A 24,770-nucleotide genomic window follows, 5' to 3' on the forward strand; every position below is an offset into this window, starting at 1 on the left:
GGGTTGTATAAAACGCTATCGGTAGGCCTTTAAAAGTTCCCGCCGAAGTTGCACCGATGCCGAGGGAAAAGGTTGTTCGCGTCTGGGACGAGAGGGAAATCATCTACACCCCGAAGAGGTGGCGCTACCTCTGGGAGAAGCGCGAGAAAGCCTTAGCTATAATGGAGCGCCTAACACAGTTCGACCCCCTGCTCTACGGAAGCGTCGCGAGGGGCGACGTGAGAAGGGACAGCGACATAGACATCTTCATCCCGATTAGGGTTCCGAGCTACCTCATAGAGCTGGCCCTCGAAGGGCTCGTGAGGAGAAGGAAGATAGTCATGGCAACTCCATGGCACCTGATAAAAGGCGTGATTGAGATTGATGAAGAAACGACCGTGACGTTTCCACTCATCGAGCCGACCGACAGGGAGCTGGACTTCTACCGCTGGGGAGGGGCAATTGATTTGTGGGGCGTCAAGACGAAGGAGCGCGTTCCGGGAGTGAACAAGAAGCTGATTCTGATAATCCCCACCGAGAGGGGCCACATCGAGCGCGAAGTCGTTGGAAGGGAGAGCGAGGTGGCGAAAATCCTCGGCGTTAGCGTTGACATAGTTACGGAGCGCGTCCACGTTCTCACGAGAAGGGACGCGATTGGAAGGACAGGCATCTACCTCAACGAGGAGGTTCCGGACTGGATGACCTTCGAGGAGGCCTTGAAGATAATCGCAGACCGCGACCCGAACGTCAGGAGGAAGGTGAGGGAGCGGGGAGGGGTTTAGCGCAGAAGCCACTCGTGGAGCGGGACAACCTCAATCCGTTTTCCGTTCAACTCAACGCTCCCCTTATCCGCGAAGGTAACGACCGTGAGCCTTTCGGCATCGGTTCTTTTCACGGCTTTCGCGAGCGCTCCAAGCTCACGCTCCCTGTTGAGCGGGTGAAGTTCGTAGCTAACCTGAATCAGCTCGTCTCCAGCGAGGAAATCCACCTCCCAGCCGTCGCCGGGGACGTAAAACAAATCCTCCTCCGGCTCAAAGCCCCTCCTGAGGAGCTCGACCATGACGAGGTTTTCGAGCAATCTCCCTCTGTCTTTGACCCCCATAATTCGGAGGAGGCCGTTATCAACGAGGTAAGGCTTGAAGCCGAGCAGTTCAGCCTTCTTATAGGACTTCACGTAGGGGGGAAGCCTGTGCAGTATGAAGGCATCGCTCAGGTATTCAAGGTAATCCGCAACCGTCCCCTTGCCTATCGAGATTCCGAGACTCTTCATCGTCGAATACGCTTTTGTGAGCGTGAGGTGGCTTGAGCGGGCGAGGATTTTGAGGAGCAAACGTAAAGCGGAGACGTTTCTAACATCCCAGCGCTCCACGATGTCGCGGTATATCGCGAGGTCGAGGATTCCCTTCAGGACTTCAATCCTCATGTGGGGGTTGAGCACGGCCTCGGGGTAGCCCCCCCACTCCAGGTACTCCCCAAGAAGCGCCCTGAGGCGGGCCTTTTCGGCGCTCGAAAGGTAGCGCTTGAACTGGAATCCCCTGGCCCTCAGGAACTCGCGGAACGAGAAGGGAAAGACGCGAACTCCTATAGAACGACCCCTCAGCTGGGTCGCTATCTCCTTCGAGAGGAGCTTTGAGGAGGAGCCGGAGACAAAGACCCTGTGCCCTGTGTCAAGAAGATATCGAACGAAGCGCTCCCAGCCCTCAACAGCCTGAACCTCATCGAGGAAGAGGTAGAACTTTTCTCCTCCCATCTCCCTCAGAACTTCGAGCAGGGTCATCAGGTCATCAAGGGAAGCTCCAACAAGCCTTGGGTCCTCGAGGTTCACGTAGGCGATGCTCTCCTCGGGGACGCCCTCAGCCTTAAGCCCCTCCATAATCTGGCGCATGAGGTAGGTCTTCCCCACCCTCCTCGGCCCGATTATCGCCACTGCCATCTGGGTGTTGGGAAGTTTAACCTCGATTTCTCGCTCTATGCCCTCGAAGGGAAGCGAACGGTAATCGAGAACGACCTCGGCCCAGGTTTCCCTCTCAATCATGACCCATCATGGACTACATACAGTACAACCCTTTATAAACCCTTGTACTGTACGCCGTCCAAGAAGCGCGAGACTACGAGCAAACAAAAGAAGAAAGGGATTCAGCCCTGACAGCACTTCTCCTTCATGCTCGCGGGCAGAATCTCCTTGAAGCCGGTGTACTTCCAGAGGGCCTTCGGGAGCTTTACAACGCCCTCCTCCGTCTGGTGGTTCTCGAGTATGGCGACGATTGCCCTCGAAGTCGCTATCGCCGTCGAGTTGAGCGTGTGGACGAACTTCGGCTTCTCGTGGGTCTTGTCGCGGAAGCGGATGTTGAGCCTCCTCGCCTGCCAGTCGGTGCAGTTGCTCGCGCTGACGACCTCGCGGAACTTGCCCTGGCCCGCCATCCAGGCCTCGATGTCGTACTTCTTGGCCGCGACGTAACCCAAATCGCCGGTGCAGATGTTCACGACCCTGTAGGGAATCTCAAGCTCCTGGAATATCTCCTCGGCGTTGGCTATGAGCTTCTCGTGCCACTCCCAGCTCTCCTCAGGCCTCGAATAGACGAACTGCTCGACCTTGTGGAACTGGTGCACCCTGAAGATTCCCTTGGTGTCCTTTCCGGCCGTTCCGGCCTCTTTCCTGAAGCAGGGGCTGACACCGACGTAGAGGAGGGGCAAATCTTTTCCGTCGAGGATTTCGTTGGCGTGCATTCCAGCGAGCGGGTGCTCCGCCGTTGGAATAAGGTAGAGGTCCTCGCCCTCAACCTTGTATATGACGTCTTCAAAGTCCTCGAAGGTGGTGGCACCTTCCTCGACGAAGCGGCGCACCATGTAGGGCGGGACAACCGGCGTGAAGCCCTTCTCGATGAGCTTGTCGAGGGCGAAGCGGATTAAGGCCAAATCCAGTATTACCAGTTCGTTGAGGAGGTAGTAGAACCTCGCACCGCTCACCTTCGCGGCCCTCTCGAGGTCTGCTCCCCTTAAAAGCTCAAGCATGTCAACGTGGAGCCTCGGCCTCCAGCTCAAAACCTCGTACTCCATCTTTCCAAGGCTCTGCTCCTTGAAGGTCTCAAGGAAGCCCTCCCAGACCTTGGCCTTGCCCCAGAACCTAATCGGCACGTTGTCCTCGTCGCTTTCACCAACCGGAACGCTCTCGTGGGTGATGTTGGGCAAACGCCACAGGTAGTAGTCGATTTTCTTCTTCAGGGCCTCAACTTCTTTCTCAAGCTCCTCAATCTGCTTCACTATCTCGTTGCTCCTCGCGAGGAGGTCGTCTATCGGCTCTCCAGCCTTCTTGCGCTTGCCTATCTGTATGGCAAGCTGGTTGCGCTCCTTCCTGAGCTGGTTGATTTTCTTCAGGTTCTCGCGCCACTTCCTGTCGAGTTCAAGGATTTCGTCAATCCATTTGACCTTCTCGGTTTCGCCCCTCTTGATGAGGTCCTTCTTGACGACCTCGGGCTTTTCGCGGATGAGCTTTATGTCGAGCATAGCCAACACCTAACCAAAGAACGGGGAGGCCTTTAAAAAAGGTTTCCTAAGCTACACAACCACCTACACAAAAGCGCTATAAGAGCGCGCGCCGAAGTCCTCAGAGGGGCCGGCGCGATGAAGGTGGCTTACTCGTCGCTTCTCCACAGGTACGAGCGCCTCTACGAGAGGGCCCTTGAGGAGGGCAACGCGGGAAAGGCGCGTTTCTTCGCCCTCCAGTGCGCCGGCCTCTTAAGGAAGCTCGCATCCGAGGAGTTGCAGTTTTCTCACTATTACCTCAAGCTGGCCGAGGACTGGGAGCGGAAGGCAGAGAACGTTGAGGTGGACGTTAAAAAGCGCTCGAACGGGGTTGAGAGGCTAATCACAAGCTCCAACGTAACCTGGGAGGACGTTGGCGGGCTGAAGGAGGCCAAAAAGCTCCTCGCCCAGGCCGTCGGAATGACGATGGCGAAGGTTCCGGGGGGCTTCAAGCCCTGGAAGGGAGTTCTCCTCTTCGGCCCGCCCGGGACGGGAAAAACGCTCCTTGCAAAGGCCCTCGCCGGCAGTATGAAAGCCACCTTCATCGGCGTCAAGGTCAGCGACGTCCTCAGCAAGTACTTCGGCGAGTCAAGCAAGATAGCGTCGTCAATCTACGCCCTCGCGAGGCAGAAGGCTCCAAGCGTCGTTTTCATAGACGAGTTCGATGCGCTCGCAATGAAGCGCTCTTCGATGGAGGACGCCGGGCGGAGGCTCCTGGGAACAATTCTGGCCGAGATGGACGGCTTTCAGGACTCCGGGGGGGTAATCACGCTCGCCTCGACCAACGCACCCTGGGACCTCGACGAGGCCATGCTATCCCGCTTCCCGCTCAGGATTTACGTGCCACTGCCGGATGAGGAAGGCGCGCGAGAAATCTTCGCGATTCATCTGCGGGGGCTTCCCCTGAGGGTAACGCTGGAATCCCTGGCTAGGGTGGCGGTGAAAAAGCTCTACTCGGGGAGGGAGATAGCTAACGCCTGCACCTTCGCGGTTCTCCACATGCTGGAGGAGATGAACCCCGAGCTGAGCGACCCCCTCAAGGTGGGCTCGATAGCGGGGAAGGAGCTCACGATAAGGCCCCTTGAGGCGAAGGACTTCCGCTACGCCTTCAAGAGGGTAAAGAGCCCCATCAAGAGGGAACTGCTGAAGAAATACGAAAGGTGGGCGAGGGAGTACGGCGTTTAGCCGAAGAAGGTAACCTCAACCTCTTCCCCTGCCTCAAGTATCTCCACGTTCTCAGGAACCTCGATGAAGCCGTCCGCATCAATGAAGCTCGTGACGGCCCCGCTTCCCTTGAGTATCGGAACGGCCTTTTCGCCCTCTATCCTCACCGGGAGGAACTGCCTCCTGCCCTTCACCGAGAAGACCTTGTGGGCGAGCCTCTTTTTGACCTTCCTGACCTCGCTCTCCCTTCCGATGAGCCTCCTCAGGAGCGGGGCGACGAGCAGGGTGAAGTTCGTCAGACAGCTTGTCGGATAGCCAGGGAGGCCGAAGACCGGTTTTCCGCCTATCAGGCCGATTATCGTCGGCTTTCCGGGCTGAATCGCTATGCCGTGTATCTTAACCTCGCCGAGCTCCTCGATTATCGAGCTGGTCAAATCCCTTATCCCACCGCTCGCGCCACCGCTGAGGATTACGATGTCACAGCACTCAACGCCCTTCTCTATCAGGGCCTTCAGGCTCTCTCGGTCGTCCTTCGCTATGCCGAGGAAAACCGCTTCACATCCAAGCTCCCTGACGGCGTCGGCTATGGCCCTCCCGTTGATGTCGTAAATCTGGCCCGGCTTCAGCCCCTCGCCCGGGAGAACCAGCTCGTTGCCCGTGCTTATGACGGCCACCTTCGGTTTCCTGAAGACCGGAACCTCGGCAAGTCCAACGGCAGAAAGCAGGGCGGTCTCCTTGAAGCCGAGCCTCGTCCCGCGCTTCAGGAGGGGCTTGCCCTTGGGTATGTCGGCTCCGGCTTTCATGACACCGAGACCGGGATAGGCGGGCTTGTAGATGATTACCTCGTCGCCGTCTCTGTCAACGTCCTCGAACTGTATCACCGCGTCGGCGCCTTTGGGCAAAGGAGCGCCGGTGGAGATGTAGACGCTCTCGCCGGGCTTCAGCTCGAAGTCGGGAAAGTCCCCGGCGTTCACCTCGCCGATTACCTTGAGCCTGACGGGCTCGCTCTCGCTTGCCATGAATGTGTCCTCTGCCCTAACCGCGTAGCCGTCAACGGTTGCCCTGTCAAAGGGGGGCACGTTTATCGGCGAAACGACGTCCTCAGCCAGAACCCTGCCGAGGGCTTCGCCCAGCGGAACCCTCTCGACCTTTGGTTCGAGCGGGAAGGAGTCTATGACCTCAAGGGCCTTTTCAAGGGGCACGACTTTGAGGAACGCCATTCTATCACCGGGAGAAAAGAAAAGTCTTGGCGTATAAATGGGTTGCGTAAACGAGAACGTTTAACCGGAAAGCTCACCACTCGTCCTCATCTTCCCAGTCTTCGTCCTCCCACTCTTCCTCCCAGTCCTCGTCCTCCCATTCCTCGAGCTCGAACTCCTCGTCAAGGAACTCCTCTTCCTCATCCACCACTTTCTTCTTCTTGGGTGGGTCCATACTCTCCCCTCGTAAGATGTTCGCGGGGGGAGCCTATAAATTTTACCGCCTCGAAAAAGGTTTATATCCCCCGTGAGAAGTGGAAACCATGAGGGTCGCGATTATCACAAACGACGCGCGGGTCTACTACACTGCCACGAAGGTCCTGAAGGAGTACCGAATTCCCTTCCTGAGCCTGCGCGTTGGCGAGAGGATTCCCTACGACGTTGAGGTCGTCCTGACAGGCGAGAGGGATAAGGTGGACTTCCCGGTCAAGGTCATCGTTCACGATGAGAACTTCATAGACGAACTCCTCGCGAAGCTCGAAGGGAGGGAGAGGTTTAAGAACGTCTTCATCGCAATAGACCCCGGAGCGAGGCCGGGTTTGAGCGTGGTGGCCGATGGAAGGGTTATAGAGGTTCACCGCCTCGGAAGCCCGAGGGACGTTGAAATCGTTGTTGACCTGCTTGAGAAGTACCCAGGTGCGAGGATAAAAATCGGCCACGGCGCTAAAAGGCACAGGACGATGACCCTCAAGGCCCTCGGCGAGATGCTCGGCTACGATTACCCGATAATCGTCGTCAACGAGTTCAGAACAACGCCGAAGGTTGGCGGAATCGAGAGCTCCTCCGTCGTTGATATAGTCGCTTCAATCAACATCGGCCTGAGGGGCGGAAGGGAGACGACGATAGGGGAGCTCCTCGAGGTAAAAGAACCCACGAAAAGGGAAATCGAGGATATTAAGAGAAGGAGTAGGGAGCTGAGCGGTAACATAACAATCCCCTCAAGCCTCGCGAGGGAGGTTGCCCTCGGGAACCTGACCCTTGAGGAGGCGATTGAACTTCACAGGAGGCGTTCAAGATGATATTCGGAAAGGGACCCGAGAGGGTTGATGAGGTTAAGCTCCGGGTTGCCGAGGCCCTGAAGAGGGACGTCGGCAGGGGCATAGTTAGATTTGACAGAAAGTACCAGAGGCAACTCGGTGTTGAACCGGGCGACATCGTCGAGCTCGTCGGCGAGAGGACGACGGCAGCGATAGTGGCGAATCCGCACCCGGACGACAGGGGACTCGACATAATCAGGATGGATGGCTACATTAGGAGGAACGCGGGGGTGAGCATAGGCGACTACGTGACTGTCAAACGCGCTGAGGTTCAGGAGGCGAAGAAAGTAGTGCTTGCACCGGCCCAGAAGGGAGTTTTCATCCAGATTCCCGGAGATTTGGTCAAACAGAACCTCCTCGGCAGGCCCGTCGTCAAGGGCGACCTCCTCGTTGCAAGCAACAGGAGCGAGACCTACTACGGCGGCTCCCCCTTCGACGACCTGCTGCGCGGTCTCTTCGAGGCGATGCCTCTCGGCTTCGGCGAGCTCAAGTTCGTTGTTGTAAACACGGTTCCCAAGGGAATAGTCCAGATAACCTACAACACTGAAGTGGAGGTTCTCCCGCAGGCCGTTGAGGTCCGCGAGGAGAGCATTCCAGAGGTCACCTACGAGGACATCGGTGGCCTGAGCGACGCGATTCAGAAGATTCGCGAGATGGTCGAGCTTCCCCTCAAGCACCCAGAGCTCTTCGAAAGGCTTGGAATCGAGCCGCCGAAGGGTGTCCTGCTCTACGGTCCGCCCGGAACCGGTAAGACGCTCCTCGCGAAGGCGGTAGCGAACGAAGCCAACGCCCACTTCATAGCCATCAACGGACCCGAGATAATGAGCAAGTTCTACGGCGAGAGCGAGGAGCGCCTAAGGGAGATTTTCAAGGAAGCCGAGGAGAACGCCCCGAGCATAATCTTCATCGACGAGATTGATGCCATCGCTCCGAAGAGGGAGGAAGTCGTTGGAGAGGTCGAGAAGAGGGTTGTTTCCCAGTTGCTTACCCTCATGGACGGTCTGAAGAGCAGGGGTAAGGTCATAGTCATCGCCGCAACCAACAGGCCCGACGCCATTGACCCGGCCCTCAGGAGGCCAGGAAGGTTTGACAGGGAGATTGAGGTCGGTGTCCCGGACAAGCAGGGCAGGAAGGAGATACTCCAGATACACACCAGGGGAATGCCCCTTGAGCCGGACTACGACAAGGCCACCGTCCTCAGGATTCTGAGGGAAATGAAGTCCAAGGGCTCCTTCGATGAGAAAAAGCTTGAATCGCTGATTCGCAGGGTTGAGGAGGCACGGGACGAAGGGGAGGTCAAGGAGGCCCTCAAGAGCGAGGGTGAAATCTACGCTGAAGTGCGGAGCAGGCTCATCGACAAGATGCTCGAGGAGATTGCCGACAAGACGCACGGGTTCGTTGGAGCGGACCTCGCGGCCCTCGCAAGGGAAGCCGCTATGGTCGTCCTGAGGAGGCTGATAAACGAGGGCAAGATAAGTCCCGAGCAGGAGAAGATACCGCCGGAGGTTCTTCAGGAGCTCCGCGTCAGGAAGGAGGACTTCTACGAGGCCCTCAAGATGGTCGAGCCTTCAGCGCTCAGGGAGGTTCTCATAGAGGTTCCCAACGTCCGCTGGGACGACATTGGAGGCCTTGAGGACGTCAAACAGGAGCTCAGAGAGGCGGTAGAATGGCCCCTCAAGTACCCGAAGGCGTTCGAGAGGCTCGGCATAACGCCCCCAAGGGGCATACTCCTCTACGGTCCGCCGGGAACGGGTAAAACGCTACTCGCGAAGGCCGTGGCGAACGAGAGCGAGGCTAACTTCATCGGAATCCGCGGGCCGGAAGTTCTGAGCAAGTGGGTTGGCGAGAGCGAGAAGAGGATAAGGGAGATATTCAGGAAAGCGAGACAGGCGGCTCCGACGGTGATATTCATAGACGAGATTGACGCGATAGCGCCCGCGAGAGGTGCTGAAGGCGACCGCGTTACGGACAGGCTCATCAACCAGCTGTTGACTGAGATGGACGGCATAGAGCGGAACAGCGGCGTCGTGGTTATAGCGGCAACGAACAGGCCCGACATACTCGACCCGGCCCTGCTCAGGCCAGGGCGCTTTGACAGACTCGTGCTCGTTCCGGCGCCCGACGAGAAGGCCAGGCTGGAGATACTGAAGGTCCACACGAGGCGCGTCCCCCTCGCGAAGGACGTCAACCTTGCTGAGCTGGCGAAAAGGACTGAGGGCTACTCCGGTGCGGACTTGGAAGCGCTGGTGAGGGAAGCGGCACTGATAGCGATGCGCAGGGTCATGCGCGAACTTCCGAGCGAGCTCGTTGAGAGCGAGAGCGAGGAGTTCCTCGAGAAGCTCAAGGTCTCAAGGAGGGACTTCGAGGAGGCCATGAAGAAGGTCAAGCCCAGCATAACGCCCTACATGATTGATTACTACAAGAACTTCGAGGAGGGCAGGAAGAGAAAGCCCGAGAGGGAGCGCGGGGGCGTGGACTACTACACCTTCTGACCGTTTTACAACCGGAAGTTTTTCTAACTTCCTTTTCTCCAAAAAAGGTTAATGATTTAAGGACTTTCCAGCAAGGAATTGCGATGGATTCAGTCAGGTTACTCAGAAGAACCCTCGCGGGCATCCTCGTTGCAATACTAACAGTTGGGTTAAGCTTGGCTGTGCCGGACATCAGCGTGAAGGTTCAGCCCCTCGGCTTGGGAGCATGCCAAGTTAAGAGCCCGATTACGTGGGCGACGATTACCCTTCACTGGTCAAAATCGGGGGGGATTATTCAAACGTGGACGCTCACTGGCGCATCCGTTGTTTTCTCCAACGACGTGAGTGGGCCGGTTAATTTCACCGCCAAAATTGAGATTTTAGGATACCGTTCCTTTGGTGATACTTATCCAACCCTCGATGTCGTCAGAGCCACGTTCTCGACGAACTCAGAGGTATCAGCGGGAATAGTTTATCCGCTCACTATTAGCAGTCACCCACAGTATGTAGTTCTTCCCTCCTTTTATCCCCAGCCAGAGATTCTTAACGTCACCAGTATCATCCTTGGGGGGTTGGCATCCTGCAATGGGAAGATAGGTGTTACGGTATTTGAAGTTGGGACTGGCTCAGGACATTACTCGCCGCCCCCTCTAAACGTCAGTGAGATTAGAATAACTGTAAACAACACTGGAAATCCAGAGCTGAGAAACTACGTGATTAACTTCACAGTTTCTCCATCGTGCGTTCCGGACCTCTCCAAGGTTTACGTAACGGATTCCTCCGGGAAACAGCTGTATTTCTGGGCGTTCAACGATTCAACCAATGGAAAAATATGGTTCTGGGTGAACTATACCGTGCCAGCAAACTCCGTGCGGGAGATAATAATACACCTCAACGGAACGGGGACAAGTCAGTACTTCAATCCAAACAGAGTGTTCTGGTACTTTAATGATACTCAAATATCACTGCGAGGAAGTCTAGGTAGAGGTAGGGTTTACCAGATAAATTATGACGTAAGCAACTTTTTACTATCTAGATATCCTGGATACGCAGTAGACACAAACGCTACTTTGGGCAAACCGTCATTGGGCAGTGTAGTTCTCCCTACATGGCTTGGGCCCTATTTCATATCGGTCGTAGATAACGCTGGATACTATTATGGCCTGGGAACCACGGGAAACGATTCAATCTATGTAGTTGAGGGAAGCGCACCGGACAGAGTCAACAACGGTGGAGCCCCAGTAGGAACGTTACCCTCATGGGGGCCTGGCGTTTATTCCATTGTCAACTACATTTACAATGCCAGCGTGCACACGAGGTTGTACTTTGAGCTGTCCGAGTTTATTGCTGGATACTGGACTGGTAGCCAAACTTTAGCAAGGTATTTCATGTTAGGACAGCGGTATGGTGGACCAAGCGTATATGAATGGGTAGGGATAAGGCCAATCGTATATCCTGCACCAAGGGTTATAGTCCCATCTGACTGTGGAGCGAGTATCGGAGGTGGGGCCTACACTTTCACCCTCTACTTCCGCCCCTGATACCACTCCACAGTCTTCTTAAGTCCCTCTTCGAGGCTCCACTTCGGCTCGAAGCCGAGCTTTTTGATTTCCGTTATGTCCGCGAGGCTGTGCCTTATGTCGCCGGGCCTCGGCTTGTCGAAGATTATCGAGCTCGTTGTCCCGGTTATCTCGATTATTTTCATCGCGAGTTCGAGGATGCTCGTCTGCTTTCCGGTTGCAACGTTGAAGACCCTCCCGTTGGCGCACCTGCTCTCGGCCGCGAGAATGTTCGCCCTAACGACGTCCTTCACGTATATGAAGTCGCGCGTCTGCTTGCCGTCGCCGAAGATCACCAGCGGCTCCCCTGCCAGTGCCCTGTTGATGAAGATGCTTATCACCCCCGCGTACTGGTTGGCACTTTGCCTCGGCCCGAAGACGTTGAAGTAGCGGAGAGAAACCACAGGCAAACCGTAGAGCTCGTGGTAAACGCGAAGGTACTCCTCGGCAGTTGCCTTCGTCACACCGTAGGGCGAGAGCGGTCTCGGCCGTTCCCTTTCCTTCAGCGGGAGGTTGGGGTTGTCTCCGTAAACTGCCGCCGATGATGCAAATATGAGCTTTCCGTGTCCATCAAGAAGAGCCCTGAGGATGTTGAGGGTTCCGAGAACGTTTACTTCCTCAGTGAAGACCGGGTCACGTATGCTCTCGACGACGCTCACCTGGGCCGCCTCGTGGAAGACGTAGTCGGCGTTGCTCACCAGTTCAGCTATCGCCTCGTAGTCCCTCACGTCGGCCTTAACCAGCTTTGCTCCGGGCGGAACGTTCTCAGCTTTCCCGGTGTAGAGGTTGTCAATAACGATGACCTCGTTGTCCCTGACCAGCTCCCAGGCTATGTGCGAGCCTATGAAGCCGGCTCCCCCGGTGACGACGATTAGCTTGTTCCTCATGTTCAACCCCAGGGGAGTAGAACCGGGCCCCTTAAGTCTCTTTCTCCGAGTAGCTCATCCTGAGCTTCACGGCCTTCATCAGGTCGTCCTTCGTGGGGGGTCTCTCGGGGACGTTTGAGTAAGCATCAACGAGGTCGTTTATGATTATGACGAGCTTTTCTAGGATATCCTTGCTCTTGTTCCAAGGCGTTGCGTAGCGGAACTCAATAATCTCCGCAAGGTCGTCCAGGGTGAACTCGCAGATTATCTCTTCACTTGGGCACTCAACGAGAAGCAACTTGCCGTTTTCCAGGACAACCCTAACGTTAACCTTTGGGGCCTTCACCATTGGGCATCACATTACTACATTGGGCACCAACGTACTTTAAGGTTGTGCTCCGGGACGTTGAAATTCTCAAGACCACCGGCAGAGGATTAACAAATTTCTGCCAATTTCGAAACCATTATAAGGCCCCTATTGACTTAAACATTGGTAAGGAGCCATGCCGAGCTACATCGTTGTTGGCGGTCAATGGGGAGACGAGGGCAAGGGTTCCATCATAGCATACCTTGCCCTGAAGGACGAGCCCGAAGTCATAGCACGCGGCGGCGTTGGGACGAACGCAGGACACAGCGTTTTTATCAATGGAAAGAAGTACGCGGTGAGACAGCTTCCAACCGGTTTCATGCAAAGGAAGGCAAGGCTTCTCGTCGGAGCCGGCGTCCTCGTTGACCCGGAGGTCTTCTTCCACGAACTTGAACACCTTAGGGATTTCAACGTCGCCGAGAGGGTTGGAATAGACCACCGCTGCGCGATAATCGAGGAAAAGCACAAGCAACTCGACCGCTCCAACAGCCACCTCCACGAGAAGATAGGAACGACGGGAAGCGGTTGCGGGCCGGCTAATGCAGACAGGGTCATGAGAAAGGCAAAGCTCGCAAAGGACATCCCCGAGCTCGAGCCCTACCTGACGGACGTGGCGGAAGAGGTGAACGACGCGCTCGACGAGGGCAAGCTCGTCCTCATCGAGGGGACGCAGGGCTTCGGGCTGAGCCTCTACTACGGAACCTACCCCTACGTTACCTCCAAGGACACCACAGCCTCCGCAATCGCGAGCGACGTCGGAATAGGCCCGACGAGGGTTGACGACGTCATAGTCGTTTTCAAGAGCTTTCCGACGAGGGTCGGTGCCGGGCCCTTCCCGACGGAGATGAGTCAGGAGGAAGCAGAGAGGCTCGGTCTCGTCGAGTATGGAACCGTAACCGGCAGGAGAAGGCGCGTCGGCTGGTTCGACTTCGAGTTCGCCCGCTACTCCGCGAGAATCAACGGGGCAACGATGCTGGCTTTAACGATGCTCGACAAGTACGATAAGAACGCCTTCGGCGTAACCGATTACGATAAACTGCCGAGGAAGGCGAAGGAGTTCGTGGAAGAAATAGAGGAGAGGGTTGGAGTCCCCGTCGGGCTCATAAAGACCGGGCCCGAACTGGAGCACATCATTGACAGGCGAGACGTCATTTGACGGCGTACTTGCCCTCGACCTGGGCCAGCTTGAACTTTGAGGTGATGCCGCTACCGGGAACGAAGTCGTGCTCGATTAGCTCTCCGGTGAGGGTGTTGTACTTGCCGAAGTATATTCCCCTCCTTCCGACTCCTTTTATTCCCGCGTAGCCCTCCTCAAGGTTGTGCGCTATCCACTCGACCTCTATAGTGTCTCCGTAGCTCTTCTTCACGAACTCCGTGAAGGCCTTGGTTATGACGCTCTCGATGTACTGGTAGTCAAAATCCAGAACCTCCCCGCTCGTCCTGTGAACCGTCAGCCGTCCAAAGGCCTTCACACCTGTGAACTCCACCTCCCAGTGGTCGGACAGCTTGAGGCCTTCAATTGAGGGGCTCGGTTCGACTTCGCGGATTTTGGAGAGCGCGATTTCCTCAACGACCTCCTTCTTGAGGAAGCGGTCGAGTTCCTGAATTTCGCCGGAGCGGGAGACGAATACCTTAACGACGTCCCTGTCGCCCTCAAGAGTGAGTGTGAACCCGTTCTCAACCTCCTCGGTGAAGAGGACGCTGTAACTGCGGTACTTCCTGACCGCGAGTTCAACCGCCACGCTGGAGCCTATCTCAAGGGCTCTCTCAAGGATTTCCCCGGTCTCACCGTCGTATGCCAGGTACGCCCTGAGGCCGTTACCCTCAAACTCGGCCCTGACGACCTCGTGGTCCATAACCTGACAGGACTTCAGCTCAAGGTCCTTGACGACCTCCAGGATTTCACCGGCGGTCTTTCTTAGAAACTCCTCCGGGGAGCCCAGGTCCCTCGTGTCAACGATTTCGCCCGTTTTCTGGTCGAGTTTTAGGACGAGAACCCTTCCCCCCGCCAGAAGGTCAACGAAGACCGCACTGGGGCGCCTCTCAACGCCTATGACGTGTCCATCGCTGTACTTTGAAAGAACGACCTCAAGCATCGCCTCCTCGGTAAGCGCTGGCTGAAATCTCCTAACGCTTCCGCTGTAGGAGTTCAGCTCTATCTCAAAGAGATACCTCCTGGTCTTGCCCCTCATCAAGGTAAAGCGTCCCCTGCGGACGATTTCCAGGGCAAGGGGTTCTTCACCGAGTTCCCTCCTGACGCGCTCCTTAGCCAGCTTAACGAGCCCCTCTTCGCTGAGTGGCTCCCCTTCAGCACTCACACGGCCAACCGTGAAGTCGAAGGAAACCCTAACAGTCCTGGGCCCAATGGAGAACAGGATTACCGCGCCCTCAGGCACGTAGGCTTTTCTTGAGTGAAGAACCCGCAGGTCGAGCCATCCCTTTCTAACGGCCTCCTCAACGACAGGCTTCGCTGGGTCTGTTTCCTCCCCGACCTCGACTTCGGTCGCCAGAACTGTTGCAACGTCCTCAAGGAGAACTTTCATCGCAAGCCCCTTGAGCTCGCCATCAACGTTCAGAACAAGCTTTTTGCCATCATAAAACGCCTTACCGCTCTCGTTTTCTCTTGACCATGAGACGACGTAGACAGGCCTGAACTTCAGTTTCAGACCCTCAATCTTGAGCTCCTCCGGCCGGACGCTGAATTTATAAGATACAACCCTCTTGGCTTCGTCCACGAGCTTTTGAGACGAAACGGGCTCCACGAGGGGACCATCGAGGACGAACTCCTTCAGCTGTTCAGGTCTCTCACGCTCGGGAATGAACTTCTCAAGAAGGGTTCGTGGGGGCTCTATGGAGTAGCGATTGAAGGCCTCCGCAAGCCACTCTGGCCCAAGCACAGTAATGCCCTCGAGACCGTAGTCAAGCCCGTCGAGGGCTATCAAAACAACCCTGCCGTGCCCGGACAGCGCCTTTTCAAGCCAGTCCCTCCGGGGCTTTCCGCGCAACAGTGCAACGGCAAGCGTCTCTTTTCCATGAAATGGGTCTTCTCTTTCCCCTGTGACTATTATGAGGCGCGATTTACCTCTCCTCTTGTATTCCCTTCCGGTTTCATTAAAGCCGGCCCTGCTGAGGAGCTCGGCTAGTCCCTCAACTATAAAATCCTCGGGTGCGAGCAGTATTATCGAAGGTTCCCATGGCATAGTGACTCCCCATAGAGATTGGGATGCGGAGAATAAATAGTTTATGGCCCGTAAAAAAGGGTTAATTATCACCCCGAGTAAGCCCTATCAACGAGCCACCTGACAATTGTTCTATGAAACTCATCCGCCCACTCGGGGTCTTCGAATATCTCATGATAGGCACCTTCGAACTCCCTGAGCGTTTTATCTTCCACTTTAAGCCTTTCAAAAAGCCTTTTTGAGCCTTCGGGGGGCGTTATTACATCTCCGGTTCCAACGAGCAGGAGAACCGGGACTTTTATCCTGTCAGCCTCCCGGTGAGCGAGCTCCATGTTAACGAAGATGCTCCTTCCGAGCTTCGCCGAAATCCTGTCGTGGACGAGCGGGTCTTCAACGTACCTTCTCACCGCCTCCTTGTTCCTTGAGAGAAGTTCCGGTTTTATGCCGTTGGAGAGAACAAGGCCGGGGGCGACCTTTCCGAGGAATTTCGCAAGGGACACCATGAAGCCCGGCGTCTCGGGGCTCTTGGCGAGGGCAGGAGATGAAGCTATTACGCCCCTTATTTTATCGGGCCTCGTCTCGGCGTATCGGATAACGGTCAAACCGCCGAGGCTGTGGCCGAAGAGGAAAGGCTTCTCACCTAATTCTTCAATTATGTAATCAATTATTTCCATGGCCTCTTCAATGCTTGTGTGCCCCCTCTTTCCGGGGCTCTTTCCGTGACCTGGCCAGTCGAAGGCGTAAACGGCAAAGCCGGCCTCGTTGAGCTCCCTAATCAGCCGTCCGTACCTTCCGCTGTGCTCCCCAAGGCCGTGAACAAGGACGACCCAACCGAGCTCCGGTTCGCCGAACTTGGCCTTGTAAACCTCCATCTCAATCACCCAGCCAAACCCGTTTGAGCGGGAGAACGTCAAAATCCTCATCCTCGCTAACTATGGCCTGCAGACCGTTGTTCTCTATAACCGCAACGTGAAGGGCGTCAGAGGGGCGGAGGTTGTATTTCGTGATTATCAGTCTGGCGGTTAGATAATCAAAGACCGTTAGTGGGAGAACTTCAACGTAGGGAAGAACCTTTTCGTCTATGAACTCAATCGAAAGCTCGTAATGGACGCCGTATTTCTTCTTTGCAACGTGAATGGTCTCGTCAAGAACCAGCGGACTTGTGTAAAGGTCGTGATTCTCAATCAGTTCGGCGTAGAACGTGACTATCTTCTTTTCGTCTTCAGGCGTCTTGGTCAGGAGGTAAACAAAAAGGTTGGTATCAATGAAGAGCTTCATTCCTCAATCCCCCAGACCTCATCGAACTCATCTTCGAGGCTTATTCCCTTCAGCTCTCCAAGTTTGGCGGGCTTGCCTTTGGCTCTCTTGTGCTTCCATTCGAGGAGCTCTTTAATCAGCTCTTCTTTGCTCTTCTTGGGCATAATTATCAGTCCCTTATCAGTGGGCTCAACTATAACTTCTCCTCCCTCTTTTATGCCATAAGCTTCACGGAAGACCTTGGGGATGACAATCTGCCCCTTGGGGCCGACCTTGAGGCGTATGCTAACCAAAGGTATCACCCTGTATAACTCGGGGTTCAACAAAATAAAGCTTTCGAGAGAAAAGAGCTCAGGAGGAAAACGGACTCTCCTTGAGCTTCTCGTTGGTGAAGCGGACGAGCTTTTCGACGTCCTTCTCTATCGTCTCGGGCTCGGGCTTCATGAGCACGTAGAAGACGTTGGTCTTGGGCGTCAGAGAAACGTGCTTGACGTTGTGGGGCTTTGAAAGGCTCTCAACGAGCTCCTTGAGCTTTACCACGTCCCGTTTCTTCTCGTAGAGGGCCTCGTACTCCTTGCCCGCTATCTCAATCGTCTCCCTCTGGAGAAATTCCTCGTTCTCGATGTTCGGCTTCAGCCTGTAGTAGCCCTTCTGAATGAGGTGGGCCTCGCGCTTAATCTCGGCGAAAGGTCTGATGACGAAGTAAATCTTGTCGTGCCTGCTCGTAAGGAGCGCTATCGGGAAGTAGAGGAGACTGTGCCTCGGCAGGAGCGTTAGCGTGTACTCGAACTTCCTGATGTTGTCTCGGTTCACCTTATAGCTCGCCCTGAAGCCAATGTAGCCGCCGAGCCACACGTAGTCCTTGTCCTCGGGCTTTACAACTTCCTCGATTGAGCGAAGGTAGTGTTCCATCAGCTGAATGTTGAGCTTTCGACCCTTGTAGAACTGGAGCGTTGAAGCGCCGGCGATTACGAATATTATCGCGAAAAGCGTTGCATTATCCATCGTCCTCATCCTCCGGGTAGTACCTCTGAAGGGTTCTCATGTCCAGTATCTCAAGGTTTGGGACGTCGGAGAGGGCTTTAACTATTTCCTCGACAATCCTCCTCTGGACGGGCCAGCTGAGGGCGTGCTGGAACGGATGACTGAGCCCCTCCGTAAGCCGTAGATAAATGACAACCCCATCCTCATCCGCCTTAACGTGAACGAGGTTCAGACCTACGATGTCCTCTCCCGTTAGGGGCTCCTTAACTTTCCTGAGGCGGGCGTAGATTTCCTCCTCCCTCAACTATTACCCCTCCAATCTTGCTGAGCCACTCCAGACCCCTGGGCTCCTCCGGAAGGACTGGAATCTCCACGAGGGCAACGTCCCTGAACTTCCGCCTTACCTCCTCAAGAACCCTTTCCTGTGCCTCAAGCTTTGCCTTTAGCTCGGGAACGCTGACACGGAGCACCTTGTTCATAACAATCATATTGAATGGAACCCTGAACTTCTTCAGGCTTTCGTAGGCCCTCTCGGTCTCGTAGAGGGGAAGCATTTCGGGATTCATGACGGCTATAACTGAAGTCCTGTCCGGGTCGGTTATGATTTTTTCCACAAACTCCACTTCGGAGCGGTAGGCCTTGAGCTCCTTCATAACGGGGTCCTTGTCCTCCTCGAAGGGCAGCTCACTTTTTCCGTGGATGTTCGCTATCGCGGCACGCCGTTCGAGTATCGCCCGCCGTATCTGAATCAGCTTGTCCGCCCAGATTATGGAAATCCTTGGCAGGGCCAAAACGCGGAGCGTGAGGCCCGTGGGAGGGGTGTCGAAAACTATCACATCCCACTCATCACCGCGCTCGAGGATTTCTCTGACGGCCTCGAGGGTGGCGTATTCCTCTATCCCCGGGGAGTACCTGAGGACTTCGAAGTACTTCTCAAGGTTTATCACCGTTAGATAGCGGTAGGTGTGCTTCATGCTCTCCTCTAAGTGCTTCAGGTAGGCCTTTATGAGGCCCTCCATATCGAGTTCGCTCGCGTAGAGGTTCTCCGCGATTTTCTTTGGTCTATCGCTCAGCTTAACCATGAAGACGTCACCGAGATTGTGTGCTGGGTCAAGGGAGACTATAAGCGTCCTGTACCCCCTCTCAGCCAGCGCTACTGCCGTTGCCGCGGAGCTCGTGGTCTTTCCGACTCCACCCTTTCCTATGAAGAACAGCACCCGGTAGCCCTTCTTTGGCTGAAGGAAGTCGAGCATGCTCCCACCTCACGTGATTTCAAACATCCCTGCCAGTTCCCCGAGGAGGTCGTCCATGTCAACGGCCCTCTCGTGCATAACCCTGAGCTCGCGCTCCATGTGAGGCAGAAGCCTTATGACCAGCGTCGTGGGAGGACTTGGGATGCCGACGAACGAGCCCATGAGGATTAGGGCAAAGACGTTCTCAAGTTCTCTCAGCTCGAACTCAAGGTACTCCGTTGACTGGTGTTTGAAGGCCCCGAAGAAACCCTCCAGGAACTCTTTAATACCCCTCAAAGGGTTGTCTCTCATTTTTATCACCCGAAAATAAATTGGAAAAGAAAGTCAGGCCGCGCTTGCGGTGTACTCCTCTGTTGGCCTCTTCCAGGCAACCCAGAAGTCCCAGGCGAGGAGCAGGTTGAGGACGAGGCTGACGACGAGCGCTCCCTTGACGGCTATGAGGTACTGACCGACCATTGGGACGTATATGAGGTACCAGATTATTGCGGCCGTTACGGTAATCCACAGGAAGAGCGCCGGTATGAGGACGGCCCAGCTCCACTTGCCAGCCCTCTGAACCTTCGCCACCCAGAGAGCGGCTGTCATCATGGCTATGCTGGCGAGCATCTGGTTCATCGCGCTGAAGGCAGGCCAGATGACCTTGTATCCAGCACCCCATGCGAGGTAGGTGCCGAGGCCCGCGATTATTATCGAGGCGACCCACTTGTTGGTGAGGGTCTTGGCTATTCCCTTGCTCGTGTCGGTAACCATTCCAAAGAGCTCCTGCCAGGCGAAGCGGCCAAGCCTCGTCGCGGTGTCGAGTGATGTCAGAGTGAAGGCCGAGACCCAGAGAGTTGCGAAGGTCTTTCCAAAGGTCTCGCTGACCCCGTAGAAGTCGTGGACACCCTTGGCGTAGCCCCCGATGAAGGTTCCAAGGCCACCTTTGGTTATGTACTCGGTGGCCCACTTGTCGGCGGGAATTCCGGTGAGGCCGACACCGTAAACGGCGATGGCAGTTATGACTATCGTGGCGAGGAAGCCCTCAGTGAACATTCCACCGTAGCCAACCATGAGGCCGTGAAGCTCGTTGTCGAGCTGTTTGCTTGTAGTTCCGGAGCCAACCAGGGAGTGGAACCCACTGAGCGAACCACAGGCGATTATAAGCGGAATCGTTGGCCAGAACGGTGAGGGAACTGCCTTGGTGCCCTCGCTGGTTATTCCCTTGACGACGTGGGCGCTCCAGCTGGTGAAGGCCGGTGCGGTGAAGTTCTTGGCGAGCAGTATGAAGGCAACACCTCCGAAGATGAGGCCGAACCAGAGGACGTAGGCGTTGAGGTAGTCCCTGGGCTGAAGCAGAATCCAGACCGGGAGCGAGGCCGCTATAATGATGTAGACCATCAGGATTATGTTCCAGTAGTGGTACGCAGTTGTATAAGCGGCTGAAGTTGTATCGGTCTGTCCCTCAACGAAGACGAGCGGATACTTGAGACCGAGCCAGACTGCCACTATGAGCAGGCCGATACCGATTAGGGTCGCAACCTTGAAGTCTATCTTGACCTTGTAGAGCAGGTATCCGAGTATCACCGCGACGACCAGGAAGAGCAGTGTAGCGGTTGCCGCCTGGGGAGTAATGGTCAGCAACTTTGCCGTCACCGCCACGAAGGCCGCAACGACGAGGAGCAGGGCGAACCAGATGTAGACCTCGAACGCCACTCCCGTCCTCTTGCTCATTAGCTTTCCTGCAATCCACTGGACGGACTTACCATCGTAGCGCACAGATGACATCAGGGCCAGATAGTCATGGACGGCACCGATGAAGACGTTTCCGAACCACACCCACAGGAGTCCCGGAAGCCAGCCCCACGCCATCGCCACCGCCGGACCGACGATTGGTCCTGCACCGGCTATTGAAGCGAAGTGGTGGCCGTAGAGAACCAGTGGGTTCGCGGGGACGTAGTCAACCCCGTCGTAGAGCCTGTGGGCCGGCGTTGGCCTGTTGGGGTCGGCCTTGACGACCTTGTTCTGAAGGGCCTTGCCGTAGGTGAAGTACATGCCCAAATAGATGGCGCCGGCCAGCAGTATTATTACAGCGGAGTTCATGGTTGCACCTCCAGGAAAGTTTTGCACTACAGTGTACATATTGCGTACTTAAATGCCTTTCGGCAAAAGCCCGAAAATGTTTCGACTTTTCACGGAAAGAAGGAGAAGAAAAGAGATTTTCAAGGAAGGGCGCTTAACACGGCCCCTCGTCACTCCAGTTCTACTAGTGGGTCGCCGGTGTTGACGGTGTCGCCTTCTTTGACGTAGATTTTTTTCACAACGCCATCTTTCGGAGCGGGGATTTCGTTCTCCATCTTCATAGCCTCAAGCACAACCAAACCCTGACCAGCCTTGACCTCCTGACCCTCGCTCACGAGAACCCTCAGGATTTTTCCGGGCATTGGGGCAGTGACGGTGTTGGGCGAAGCACTCGCGGGAGCAGGCGAGGGTGCAGGAGCACTAACCGGGGCGGGAGCAGATGTGGAAACCTGCGCGGGAACTACCGAGGGAGCGCTGACCTGAGCCGGAACGGCCCCCTGAACCCCCGAAAGGTACCTGAGCGCGTTCAAATCCACTCCCTCGATACCGACCTCGAACTCGACGCCGTTGACGTATATCTTCACCTTCGAGGCCTTCTTGGGCGGTTCGACCTTCACCCGTCCTTCAGCCCTTGCCCTGAAGAACTCAAGGGCGACCTCGGGGAAGAGGCAGTAGGTTAGAACGTCCTCCTCCTTGTGGAGGTAGCCGAGCTCCTCGAGCTTCCTCCTGCACTCCTCAAGTTGGGGCTTGAGCAGGCTTCCCGGCCTCTCCCTTATCGGCTCCTCGTCGCCGAGGACGAGCCTTTTGAGCTCGGGGTTTATCTCCGCGGGAGGCCTTCCGTAGAGCCCTCTGATGTAGTCCTTGACCTGCTGGGTTATCTGCTTGTACCGGCCAAAGAGGACGTTGAGGACGGCCTGGGTGCCGACTATCTGGCTTGTCGGGGTCACGAGCGGGGGCCAGCCGAGGTCTTCTCTAACGCGCGGAATCTCCTCGAGAACCTCATCGAGCCTGTCGAGGGCGTTCATCTCCTTGAGCTGGGCGATGAGGTTAGAGAACATTCCGCCGGGAACCTGGTACTTAAGGACGTAGGGGTTTACCATGAGCGTCTCCTTGTGAAGTAACCCCCAGTACTTCTCCTCAAGCAGTTTCTTCAGGTAGCGGGAAACCCGGTGGATTAGCTCCCTGTCGAGGTGGCTTCCAACGGCCTCGGGAAGGGCGTGCCATATCGTCTGTATTCCCGGCTGGGCCGTTCCAAAGGCGAATGGACTTATGGCGGTGTCGATGTAATCGGCCCCAGCCTCAACGGCCTTCATGTAAGTCGCCACCGCCATTCCAGTCGTGGAATGGGTGTGGACGTTAACGGGGACGCCGTAGGTTTCCTTTATCTCGCTGACCAGCTCGTAGGCTTTCCAGGGAGTAAGCAGGCCGGCCATGTCCTTAATCGTTATGACGTCAACGTCGAGCCTTAAGAGCTCCTCGACCTTTTTCATGTAGTACTCCAGCGTGAAGATTTTGCCGGTTGTGTAAGCTATCGCTCCCTGCACCTCGGCTCCGACTTCCTTCGCTTTCTTTATCGCGACCTCCATGTTCCTGACGTCGTTGAGGGCGTCAAAAATGCGGAAGATGTCTATTCCGTTCTTGTTGGCCAGCTCGACGAACTTCTCGACGACATCGTCGGGATAGTGCCTGTAACCGACGACGTTCTGACCGCGAAGGAGCATCTGGAGCTTCGTCTTCCTTATGTGCTCCCTGAGGAGGCGGAGCCTCTCCCACGGGTCTTCCTTGAGATAGCGTATGCAGACGTCGAAGGTCGCTCCACCCCAGACTTCCATCGAGTAGAAGCCTATTTTGTCCATTGTCTCCGCTATCTTCAGCATATCCTCCGTCGTCATCCTCGTCGCTATGAGCGACTGGTGAGCGTCACGGAATGTCGTGTCTATAATCTCAACCCTCGCCAACTCAATCACCTCCGGTGCGCAGAAAAGTACATAGCTTTAAAAGCCTTACGACGGGGAAAGAAGAAGAGTTAGACAGATGTCGAAATCAGAGCAGGCCCTCGGCCTTCGCCGCCTCCTCCGGGTCCTCGTTCCTGTGGATTACCCTGAGAAGGGCCTTTATGAAGGGCTCCGGGTTCTCGCGCTGGAAGATGTTCCTCCCGACGACCGCTCCAGAACCCCCGGCCTCTATGACATCCCACACGAGCTTGAGGAAGTCAACTGGGTTCTCGGTCTTGGCACCGCCGCTCAGCAGAACGGGAACTCCTGCGGCGGCATCAACGACCTTTGCAAAGGTCTCCTTTGAGCCGGTCCAGTAGGTCTTTATCATGTCCGCACCGCTCTCGGCGGCCGCCCTCGCCCCGTACATGACGACGCGGTAGTCCTCTTTCCTGCCATACTTCTCGTTTATGTACGGCCCGCGCGGGTAGGCGAACTGCACAACCGGGAAGCCGAGGTCGTGGGCGTAGCTCGCTATCTCCGCGAACTGGCGCATCATGACGTCCTCCTGAGGTGAACCCCAGTAGACGGTCGCCGCTATCGCGTCGGCGCCGAGCTTCACGGCATCTTCAACGAAGCCCAGCTGGCTCTGGAGGAGCTGTTCATCCTTCGGGCGGAGGTTGGTCTTGCTGGTGAGCTTTATCATCAAACCTACGTTGGGCTTGACCTCGTCGCCGGCAATCCTCGCGATTCCTGGGAGCATCATCACGCCGTCTATCCCGGCCCTGACGACCTTGCGGAGGATTATCCTCGGGTTAACGTGCTCCCAGTGCTCCTCAAAATCGGTTGGTCCGTGCTCGAAGCCGTGGTCCATCGCGAAGATTAACGCCCTCCCGTCCCTCCTGAAAAACCGCCTGAGCCTTCTCCTAATACCAACGCTCTGGTACGCGTCCATTTACATCACCGTGAGTGATATATTCAAGGAGGATTTAAGGTTTTCCCCAGGATAGGAGTTACTATGAGTAATGGTTTTCCGCAATCGTTTAAACTGCTTTCGACGAACGGTGAAATGGTGTTCAAGTATGGAGTGGCGGATAATTCGGCTCACGGAGGTCGGCTCGACCAATGATTACGCGAGGGAGATAGCGGAGGACGTCCCAGAGGGAACCGTTGTAATTGCACGGAGGCAGAGGGCGGGAAGAGGCCGAAAGGGGCGGAACTGGGTTTCCCCTGAGGGAGGCCTCTGGATGACGGCGATTCTGAAGCCGAGGTCGAGTCCGGAGCACATTCCAAAACTGGTCTTTGTTGGGGCTCTAGCGGTTGTAGACACGCTCGCGAGGTACGGAATTCCCGCGGAGATAAAGTGGCCCAACGACGTTCTCGTTGATGGAAAGAAGATAGCCGGAATCCTGAGCGAGTGCAAACTTAACTCCTTCGCCCTTCTCGGAATAGGACTGAACGTCAACAACAGAGTTCCCGAGGAGCTCAGGGACTTGGCAGTTTCAATGGCCGAGCTCATCGGTCGCGAGCTGAAGCTCGAAGGAGTTCTCGATGCCCTACTCAGGTCTCTCTCCTACTGGTACAGCCTCTTCAAGAGCGGTCAGCATGGGAAAATTCTGCAGTCAGTTCGAACTAGGAGTTCGGTTCTCGGAAAGGACGTTGTCATTCTTGAAGACGGAGAAGTGGTGCTTAGGGGAAGGGCCGTTGGAATAGACGACTCGGGGGCCCTTCTCGTGGACACGGGGGAAAGTGTTGAAAGGGTAATCTACGGCGATGTTTCCCTTCGCTTTCCATGAATTTCTGCTCATGTTTTGCCATTTTGTCAAAAATTCTGCGAAAAAGTTAAAATTCCTGCGCCTTAGATATTAATCCCGCCGATTA

At 55.7% G+C, this 24,770-nt stretch carries 24 protein-coding genes; 7 read left to right on the top strand and 17 right to left on the bottom strand.

Translation table 11 applies throughout. The features are described from left to right. The first annotated feature begins 56 nt into the window (after window positions 1-56). Window positions 57-761 carry a nucleotidyltransferase domain-containing protein gene (locus tag BD01_RS03920; RefSeq protein WP_042690284.1) on the top strand — a complete coding sequence of 235 codons (705 nt, stop codon included), beginning with the start codon at window positions 57-59 and terminating at the stop codon, window positions 759-761. Here BD01_RS03920 and BD01_RS03925 read toward each other — a convergent pair. After that, on the bottom strand, window positions 758-2,014 hold the full coding sequence (locus tag BD01_RS03925) for an ATP-binding protein (protein ID WP_042690287.1): 1,257 nt from the start codon (window positions 2,012-2,014) through the stop codon (window positions 758-760). The genes BD01_RS03920 and BD01_RS03925 overlap by 4 nt on opposite strands. Window positions 2,015-2,115: 101 nt before the next feature. Further along, window positions 2,116-3,483 carry a serine--tRNA ligase gene (gene serS / locus BD01_RS03930; RefSeq protein ID WP_042690290.1) on the bottom strand — a complete coding sequence of 456 codons (1,368 nt, stop codon included), beginning with the start codon at window positions 3,481-3,483 and terminating at the stop codon, window positions 2,116-2,118. 117 nt (window positions 3,484-3,600) lie between these two features. On the opposite strand from serS, the gene BD01_RS03935 reads away from it, so the two are divergent. After that, complete coding sequence (locus BD01_RS03935) at window positions 3,601-4,686, top strand: ATP-binding protein (protein WP_042690293.1); 1,086 nt, start codon at window positions 3,601-3,603, stop codon at window positions 4,684-4,686. Here the strand turns inward: BD01_RS03935 and BD01_RS03940 are convergent. Further along, window positions 4,683-5,885, bottom strand: coding sequence for a molybdenum cofactor synthesis domain-containing protein (locus BD01_RS03940; RefSeq protein ID WP_042690294.1), 1,203 nt, complete (start codon window positions 5,883-5,885; stop codon window positions 4,683-4,685). The two genes, BD01_RS03935 and BD01_RS03940, sit on opposite strands and share 4 nt — an antisense overlap. 73 nt (window positions 5,886-5,958) lie before the next feature. Further along, entirely contained in the window at window positions 5,959-6,099 is a 141-nt protein-coding gene (locus BD01_RS11230) for a hypothetical protein (RefSeq protein ID WP_156927381.1), read from the bottom strand. 88 nt (window positions 6,100-6,187) lie between these two features. Here BD01_RS11230 and BD01_RS03945 point away from each other — a divergent pair, with 88 nt between their 5' ends. The 3 genes from BD01_RS03945 (at window position 6,188) to BD01_RS03955 (ending at window position 10,973) form a co-directional block, all read left to right on the top strand. Further along, complete coding sequence (locus tag BD01_RS03945; protein ID WP_042690297.1) at window positions 6,188-6,943, top strand: hypothetical protein; 756 nt, start codon at window positions 6,188-6,190, stop codon at window positions 6,941-6,943. Continuing rightward, window positions 6,940-9,453, top strand: a complete 2,514-nt coding sequence (locus tag BD01_RS03950) for a CDC48 family AAA ATPase (protein ID WP_042690299.1) — start codon at window positions 6,940-6,942, stop codon at window positions 9,451-9,453. The genes BD01_RS03945 and BD01_RS03950 overlap by 4 nt, the downstream gene beginning before the upstream one ends. Before the next feature lie 83 nt (window positions 9,454-9,536). Next, window positions 9,537-10,973 carry a DUF2341 domain-containing protein gene (locus BD01_RS03955; protein ID WP_042690301.1) on the top strand — a complete coding sequence of 479 codons (1,437 nt, stop codon included), beginning with the start codon at window positions 9,537-9,539 and terminating at the stop codon, window positions 10,971-10,973. On the opposite strand, the gene BD01_RS03960 is transcribed toward BD01_RS03955, so the two are convergent. Together BD01_RS03960 and BD01_RS03965 are read right to left on the bottom strand one after the other, a co-directional pair. After that, the gene (locus BD01_RS03960; protein ID WP_042690303.1) at window positions 10,958-11,878 is read right to left on the bottom strand and encodes an SDR family oxidoreductase; all 921 of its coding nucleotides are present in this window, start codon (window positions 11,876-11,878) and stop codon (window positions 10,958-10,960) included. The genes BD01_RS03955 and BD01_RS03960 overlap by 16 nt on opposite strands. 31 nt (window positions 11,879-11,909) lie before the next feature. Beyond that, on the bottom strand, window positions 11,910-12,203 hold the full coding sequence (locus tag BD01_RS03965; RefSeq protein ID WP_156927382.1) for a hypothetical protein: 294 nt from the start codon (window positions 12,201-12,203) through the stop codon (window positions 11,910-11,912). Between the two features lie 157 nt (window positions 12,204-12,360). On the opposite strand from BD01_RS03965, the gene BD01_RS03970 reads away from it, so the two are divergent. Continuing rightward, window positions 12,361-13,380: an adenylosuccinate synthetase gene (locus BD01_RS03970; protein WP_042690310.1), complete on the top strand. Its 1,020-nt coding sequence runs from the start codon at window positions 12,361-12,363 to the stop codon at window positions 13,378-13,380. Here BD01_RS03970 and BD01_RS03975 read toward each other — a convergent pair. The 11 genes from BD01_RS03975 to fba all read right to left on the bottom strand — a co-directional run bounded on the left by BD01_RS03975 (window position 13,373) and on the right by fba (window position 23,844). Then, a complete protein-coding gene (locus BD01_RS03975) occupies window positions 13,373-15,424 on the bottom strand; it encodes a hypothetical protein (protein WP_042690312.1) in 2,052 nt (683 codons plus the stop codon). The two genes, BD01_RS03970 and BD01_RS03975, sit on opposite strands and share 8 nt — an antisense overlap. Window positions 15,425-15,492: 68 nt before the next feature. Continuing rightward, the gene (locus tag BD01_RS03980) at window positions 15,493-16,275 is read right to left on the bottom strand and encodes an alpha/beta hydrolase (RefSeq protein ID WP_042690316.1); all 783 of its coding nucleotides are present in this window, start codon (window positions 16,273-16,275) and stop codon (window positions 15,493-15,495) included. Window position 16,276: 1 nt separating this feature from the next. Next, entirely contained in the window at window positions 16,277-16,681 is a 405-nt protein-coding gene (locus BD01_RS03985) for a type II toxin-antitoxin system VapC family toxin (RefSeq protein ID WP_042690319.1), read from the bottom strand. Continuing rightward, window positions 16,678-16,962: an AbrB/MazE/SpoVT family DNA-binding domain-containing protein gene (locus tag BD01_RS03990; RefSeq protein ID WP_245599268.1), complete on the bottom strand. Its 285-nt coding sequence runs from the start codon at window positions 16,960-16,962 to the stop codon at window positions 16,678-16,680. The genes BD01_RS03985 and BD01_RS03990 overlap by 4 nt, the downstream gene beginning before the upstream one ends. A gap of 49 nt (window positions 16,963-17,011) precedes the next feature. Continuing rightward, the gene (locus BD01_RS03995) at window positions 17,012-17,665 is read right to left on the bottom strand and encodes a hypothetical protein (protein ID WP_042690324.1); all 654 of its coding nucleotides are present in this window, start codon (window positions 17,663-17,665) and stop codon (window positions 17,012-17,014) included. Next, complete coding sequence (locus BD01_RS04000; protein ID WP_042690328.1) at window positions 17,658-17,948, bottom strand: iron-sulfur cluster assembly protein; 291 nt, start codon at window positions 17,946-17,948, stop codon at window positions 17,658-17,660. The genes BD01_RS03995 and BD01_RS04000 overlap by 8 nt, the downstream gene beginning before the upstream one ends. Continuing rightward, window positions 17,908-18,897: an ArsA family ATPase gene (locus BD01_RS04005; RefSeq protein ID WP_042690330.1), complete on the bottom strand. Its 990-nt coding sequence runs from the start codon at window positions 18,895-18,897 to the stop codon at window positions 17,908-17,910. The genes BD01_RS04000 and BD01_RS04005 overlap by 41 nt, the downstream gene beginning before the upstream one ends. A 9-nt stretch (window positions 18,898-18,906) precedes the next feature. After that, window positions 18,907-19,188: a hypothetical protein gene (locus tag BD01_RS04010; RefSeq protein ID WP_042690333.1), complete on the bottom strand. Its 282-nt coding sequence runs from the start codon at window positions 19,186-19,188 to the stop codon at window positions 18,907-18,909. Between the two features lie 33 nt (window positions 19,189-19,221). Further along, window positions 19,222-20,976, bottom strand: a complete 1,755-nt coding sequence (locus tag BD01_RS04015; RefSeq protein WP_042690336.1) for a carbon starvation CstA family protein — start codon at window positions 20,974-20,976, stop codon at window positions 19,222-19,224. A gap of 149 nt (window positions 20,977-21,125) precedes the next feature. After that, the gene (locus tag BD01_RS04020; protein WP_042690339.1) at window positions 21,126-22,913 is read right to left on the bottom strand and encodes a pyruvate/oxaloacetate carboxyltransferase; all 1,788 of its coding nucleotides are present in this window, start codon (window positions 22,911-22,913) and stop codon (window positions 21,126-21,128) included. An 85-nt stretch (window positions 22,914-22,998) separates the two neighbouring features. Continuing rightward, a complete protein-coding gene (gene fba / locus BD01_RS04025; RefSeq protein WP_042690342.1) occupies window positions 22,999-23,844 on the bottom strand; it encodes a class I fructose-bisphosphate aldolase in 846 nt (281 codons plus the stop codon). 127 nt (window positions 23,845-23,971) lie between these two features. Here fba and BD01_RS04030 point away from each other — a divergent pair, with 127 nt between their 5' ends. After that, entirely contained in the window at window positions 23,972-24,685 is a 714-nt protein-coding gene (locus BD01_RS04030) for a biotin--[acetyl-CoA-carboxylase] ligase (protein ID WP_042690343.1), read from the top strand. The last annotated feature ends 85 nt before the right edge of the window (window positions 24,686-24,770 follow it).

This window comes from Thermococcus nautili (assembly GCF_000585495.1).
GTDB classification, from domain to species: domain Archaea; phylum Methanobacteriota_B; class Thermococci; order Thermococcales; family Thermococcaceae; genus Thermococcus; species Thermococcus nautili.

Coding starts and splice junctions, on each gene's coding strand:
- BD01_RS03970 (WP_042690310.1), top strand. CDS start 12,361: ATGCCGAGCTACATCGTTGTTGGCGGTCAATGGGGAGACGAGGGCAAG.
- BD01_RS04015 (WP_042690336.1), bottom strand. CDS start 20,976: ATGAACTCCGCTGTAATAATACTGCTGGCCGGCGCCATCTATTTGGGC.
- BD01_RS03980 (WP_042690316.1), bottom strand. CDS start 16,275: ATGGAGGTTTACAAGGCCAAGTTCGGCGAACCGGAGCTCGGTTGGGTC.
- BD01_RS04005 (WP_042690330.1), bottom strand. CDS start 18,897: ATGCTCGACTTCCTTCAGCCAAAGAAGGGCTACCGGGTGCTGTTCTTC.
- BD01_RS03925 (WP_042690287.1), bottom strand. CDS start 2,014: ATGATTGAGAGGGAAACCTGGGCCGAGGTCGTTCTCGATTACCGTTCG.
- fba (WP_042690342.1), bottom strand. CDS start 23,844: ATGGACGCGTACCAGAGCGTTGGTATTAGGAGAAGGCTCAGGCGGTTT.
- BD01_RS03975 (WP_042690312.1), bottom strand. CDS start 15,424: ATGCCATGGGAACCTTCGATAATACTGCTCGCACCCGAGGATTTTATA.
- BD01_RS04030 (WP_042690343.1), top strand. CDS start 23,972: ATGGAGTGGCGGATAATTCGGCTCACGGAGGTCGGCTCGACCAATGAT.
- BD01_RS04010 (WP_042690333.1), bottom strand. CDS start 19,188: ATGAGAGACAACCCTTTGAGGGGTATTAAAGAGTTCCTGGAGGGTTTC.
- BD01_RS11230 (WP_156927381.1), bottom strand. CDS start 6,099: ATGGACCCACCCAAGAAGAAGAAAGTGGTGGATGAGGAAGAGGAGTTC.
- serS (WP_042690290.1), bottom strand. CDS start 3,483: ATGCTCGACATAAAGCTCATCCGCGAAAAGCCCGAGGTCGTCAAGAAG.
- BD01_RS03935 (WP_042690293.1), top strand. CDS start 3,601: ATGAAGGTGGCTTACTCGTCGCTTCTCCACAGGTACGAGCGCCTCTAC.
- BD01_RS03960 (WP_042690303.1), bottom strand. CDS start 11,878: ATGAGGAACAAGCTAATCGTCGTCACCGGGGGAGCCGGCTTCATAGGC.
- BD01_RS03995 (WP_042690324.1), bottom strand. CDS start 17,665: ATGGATAATGCAACGCTTTTCGCGATAATATTCGTAATCGCCGGCGCT.
- BD01_RS03985 (WP_042690319.1), bottom strand. CDS start 16,681: ATGAAGCTCTTCATTGATACCAACCTTTTTGTTTACCTCCTGACCAAG.
- BD01_RS03940 (WP_042690294.1), bottom strand. CDS start 5,885: ATGGCGTTCCTCAAAGTCGTGCCCCTTGAAAAGGCCCTTGAGGTCATA.
- BD01_RS03950 (WP_042690299.1), top strand. CDS start 6,940: ATGATATTCGGAAAGGGACCCGAGAGGGTTGATGAGGTTAAGCTCCGG.
- BD01_RS03955 (WP_042690301.1), top strand. CDS start 9,537: ATGGATTCAGTCAGGTTACTCAGAAGAACCCTCGCGGGCATCCTCGTT.
- BD01_RS03920 (WP_042690284.1), top strand. CDS start 57: ATGCCGAGGGAAAAGGTTGTTCGCGTCTGGGACGAGAGGGAAATCATC.
- BD01_RS03945 (WP_042690297.1), top strand. CDS start 6,188: ATGAGGGTCGCGATTATCACAAACGACGCGCGGGTCTACTACACTGCC.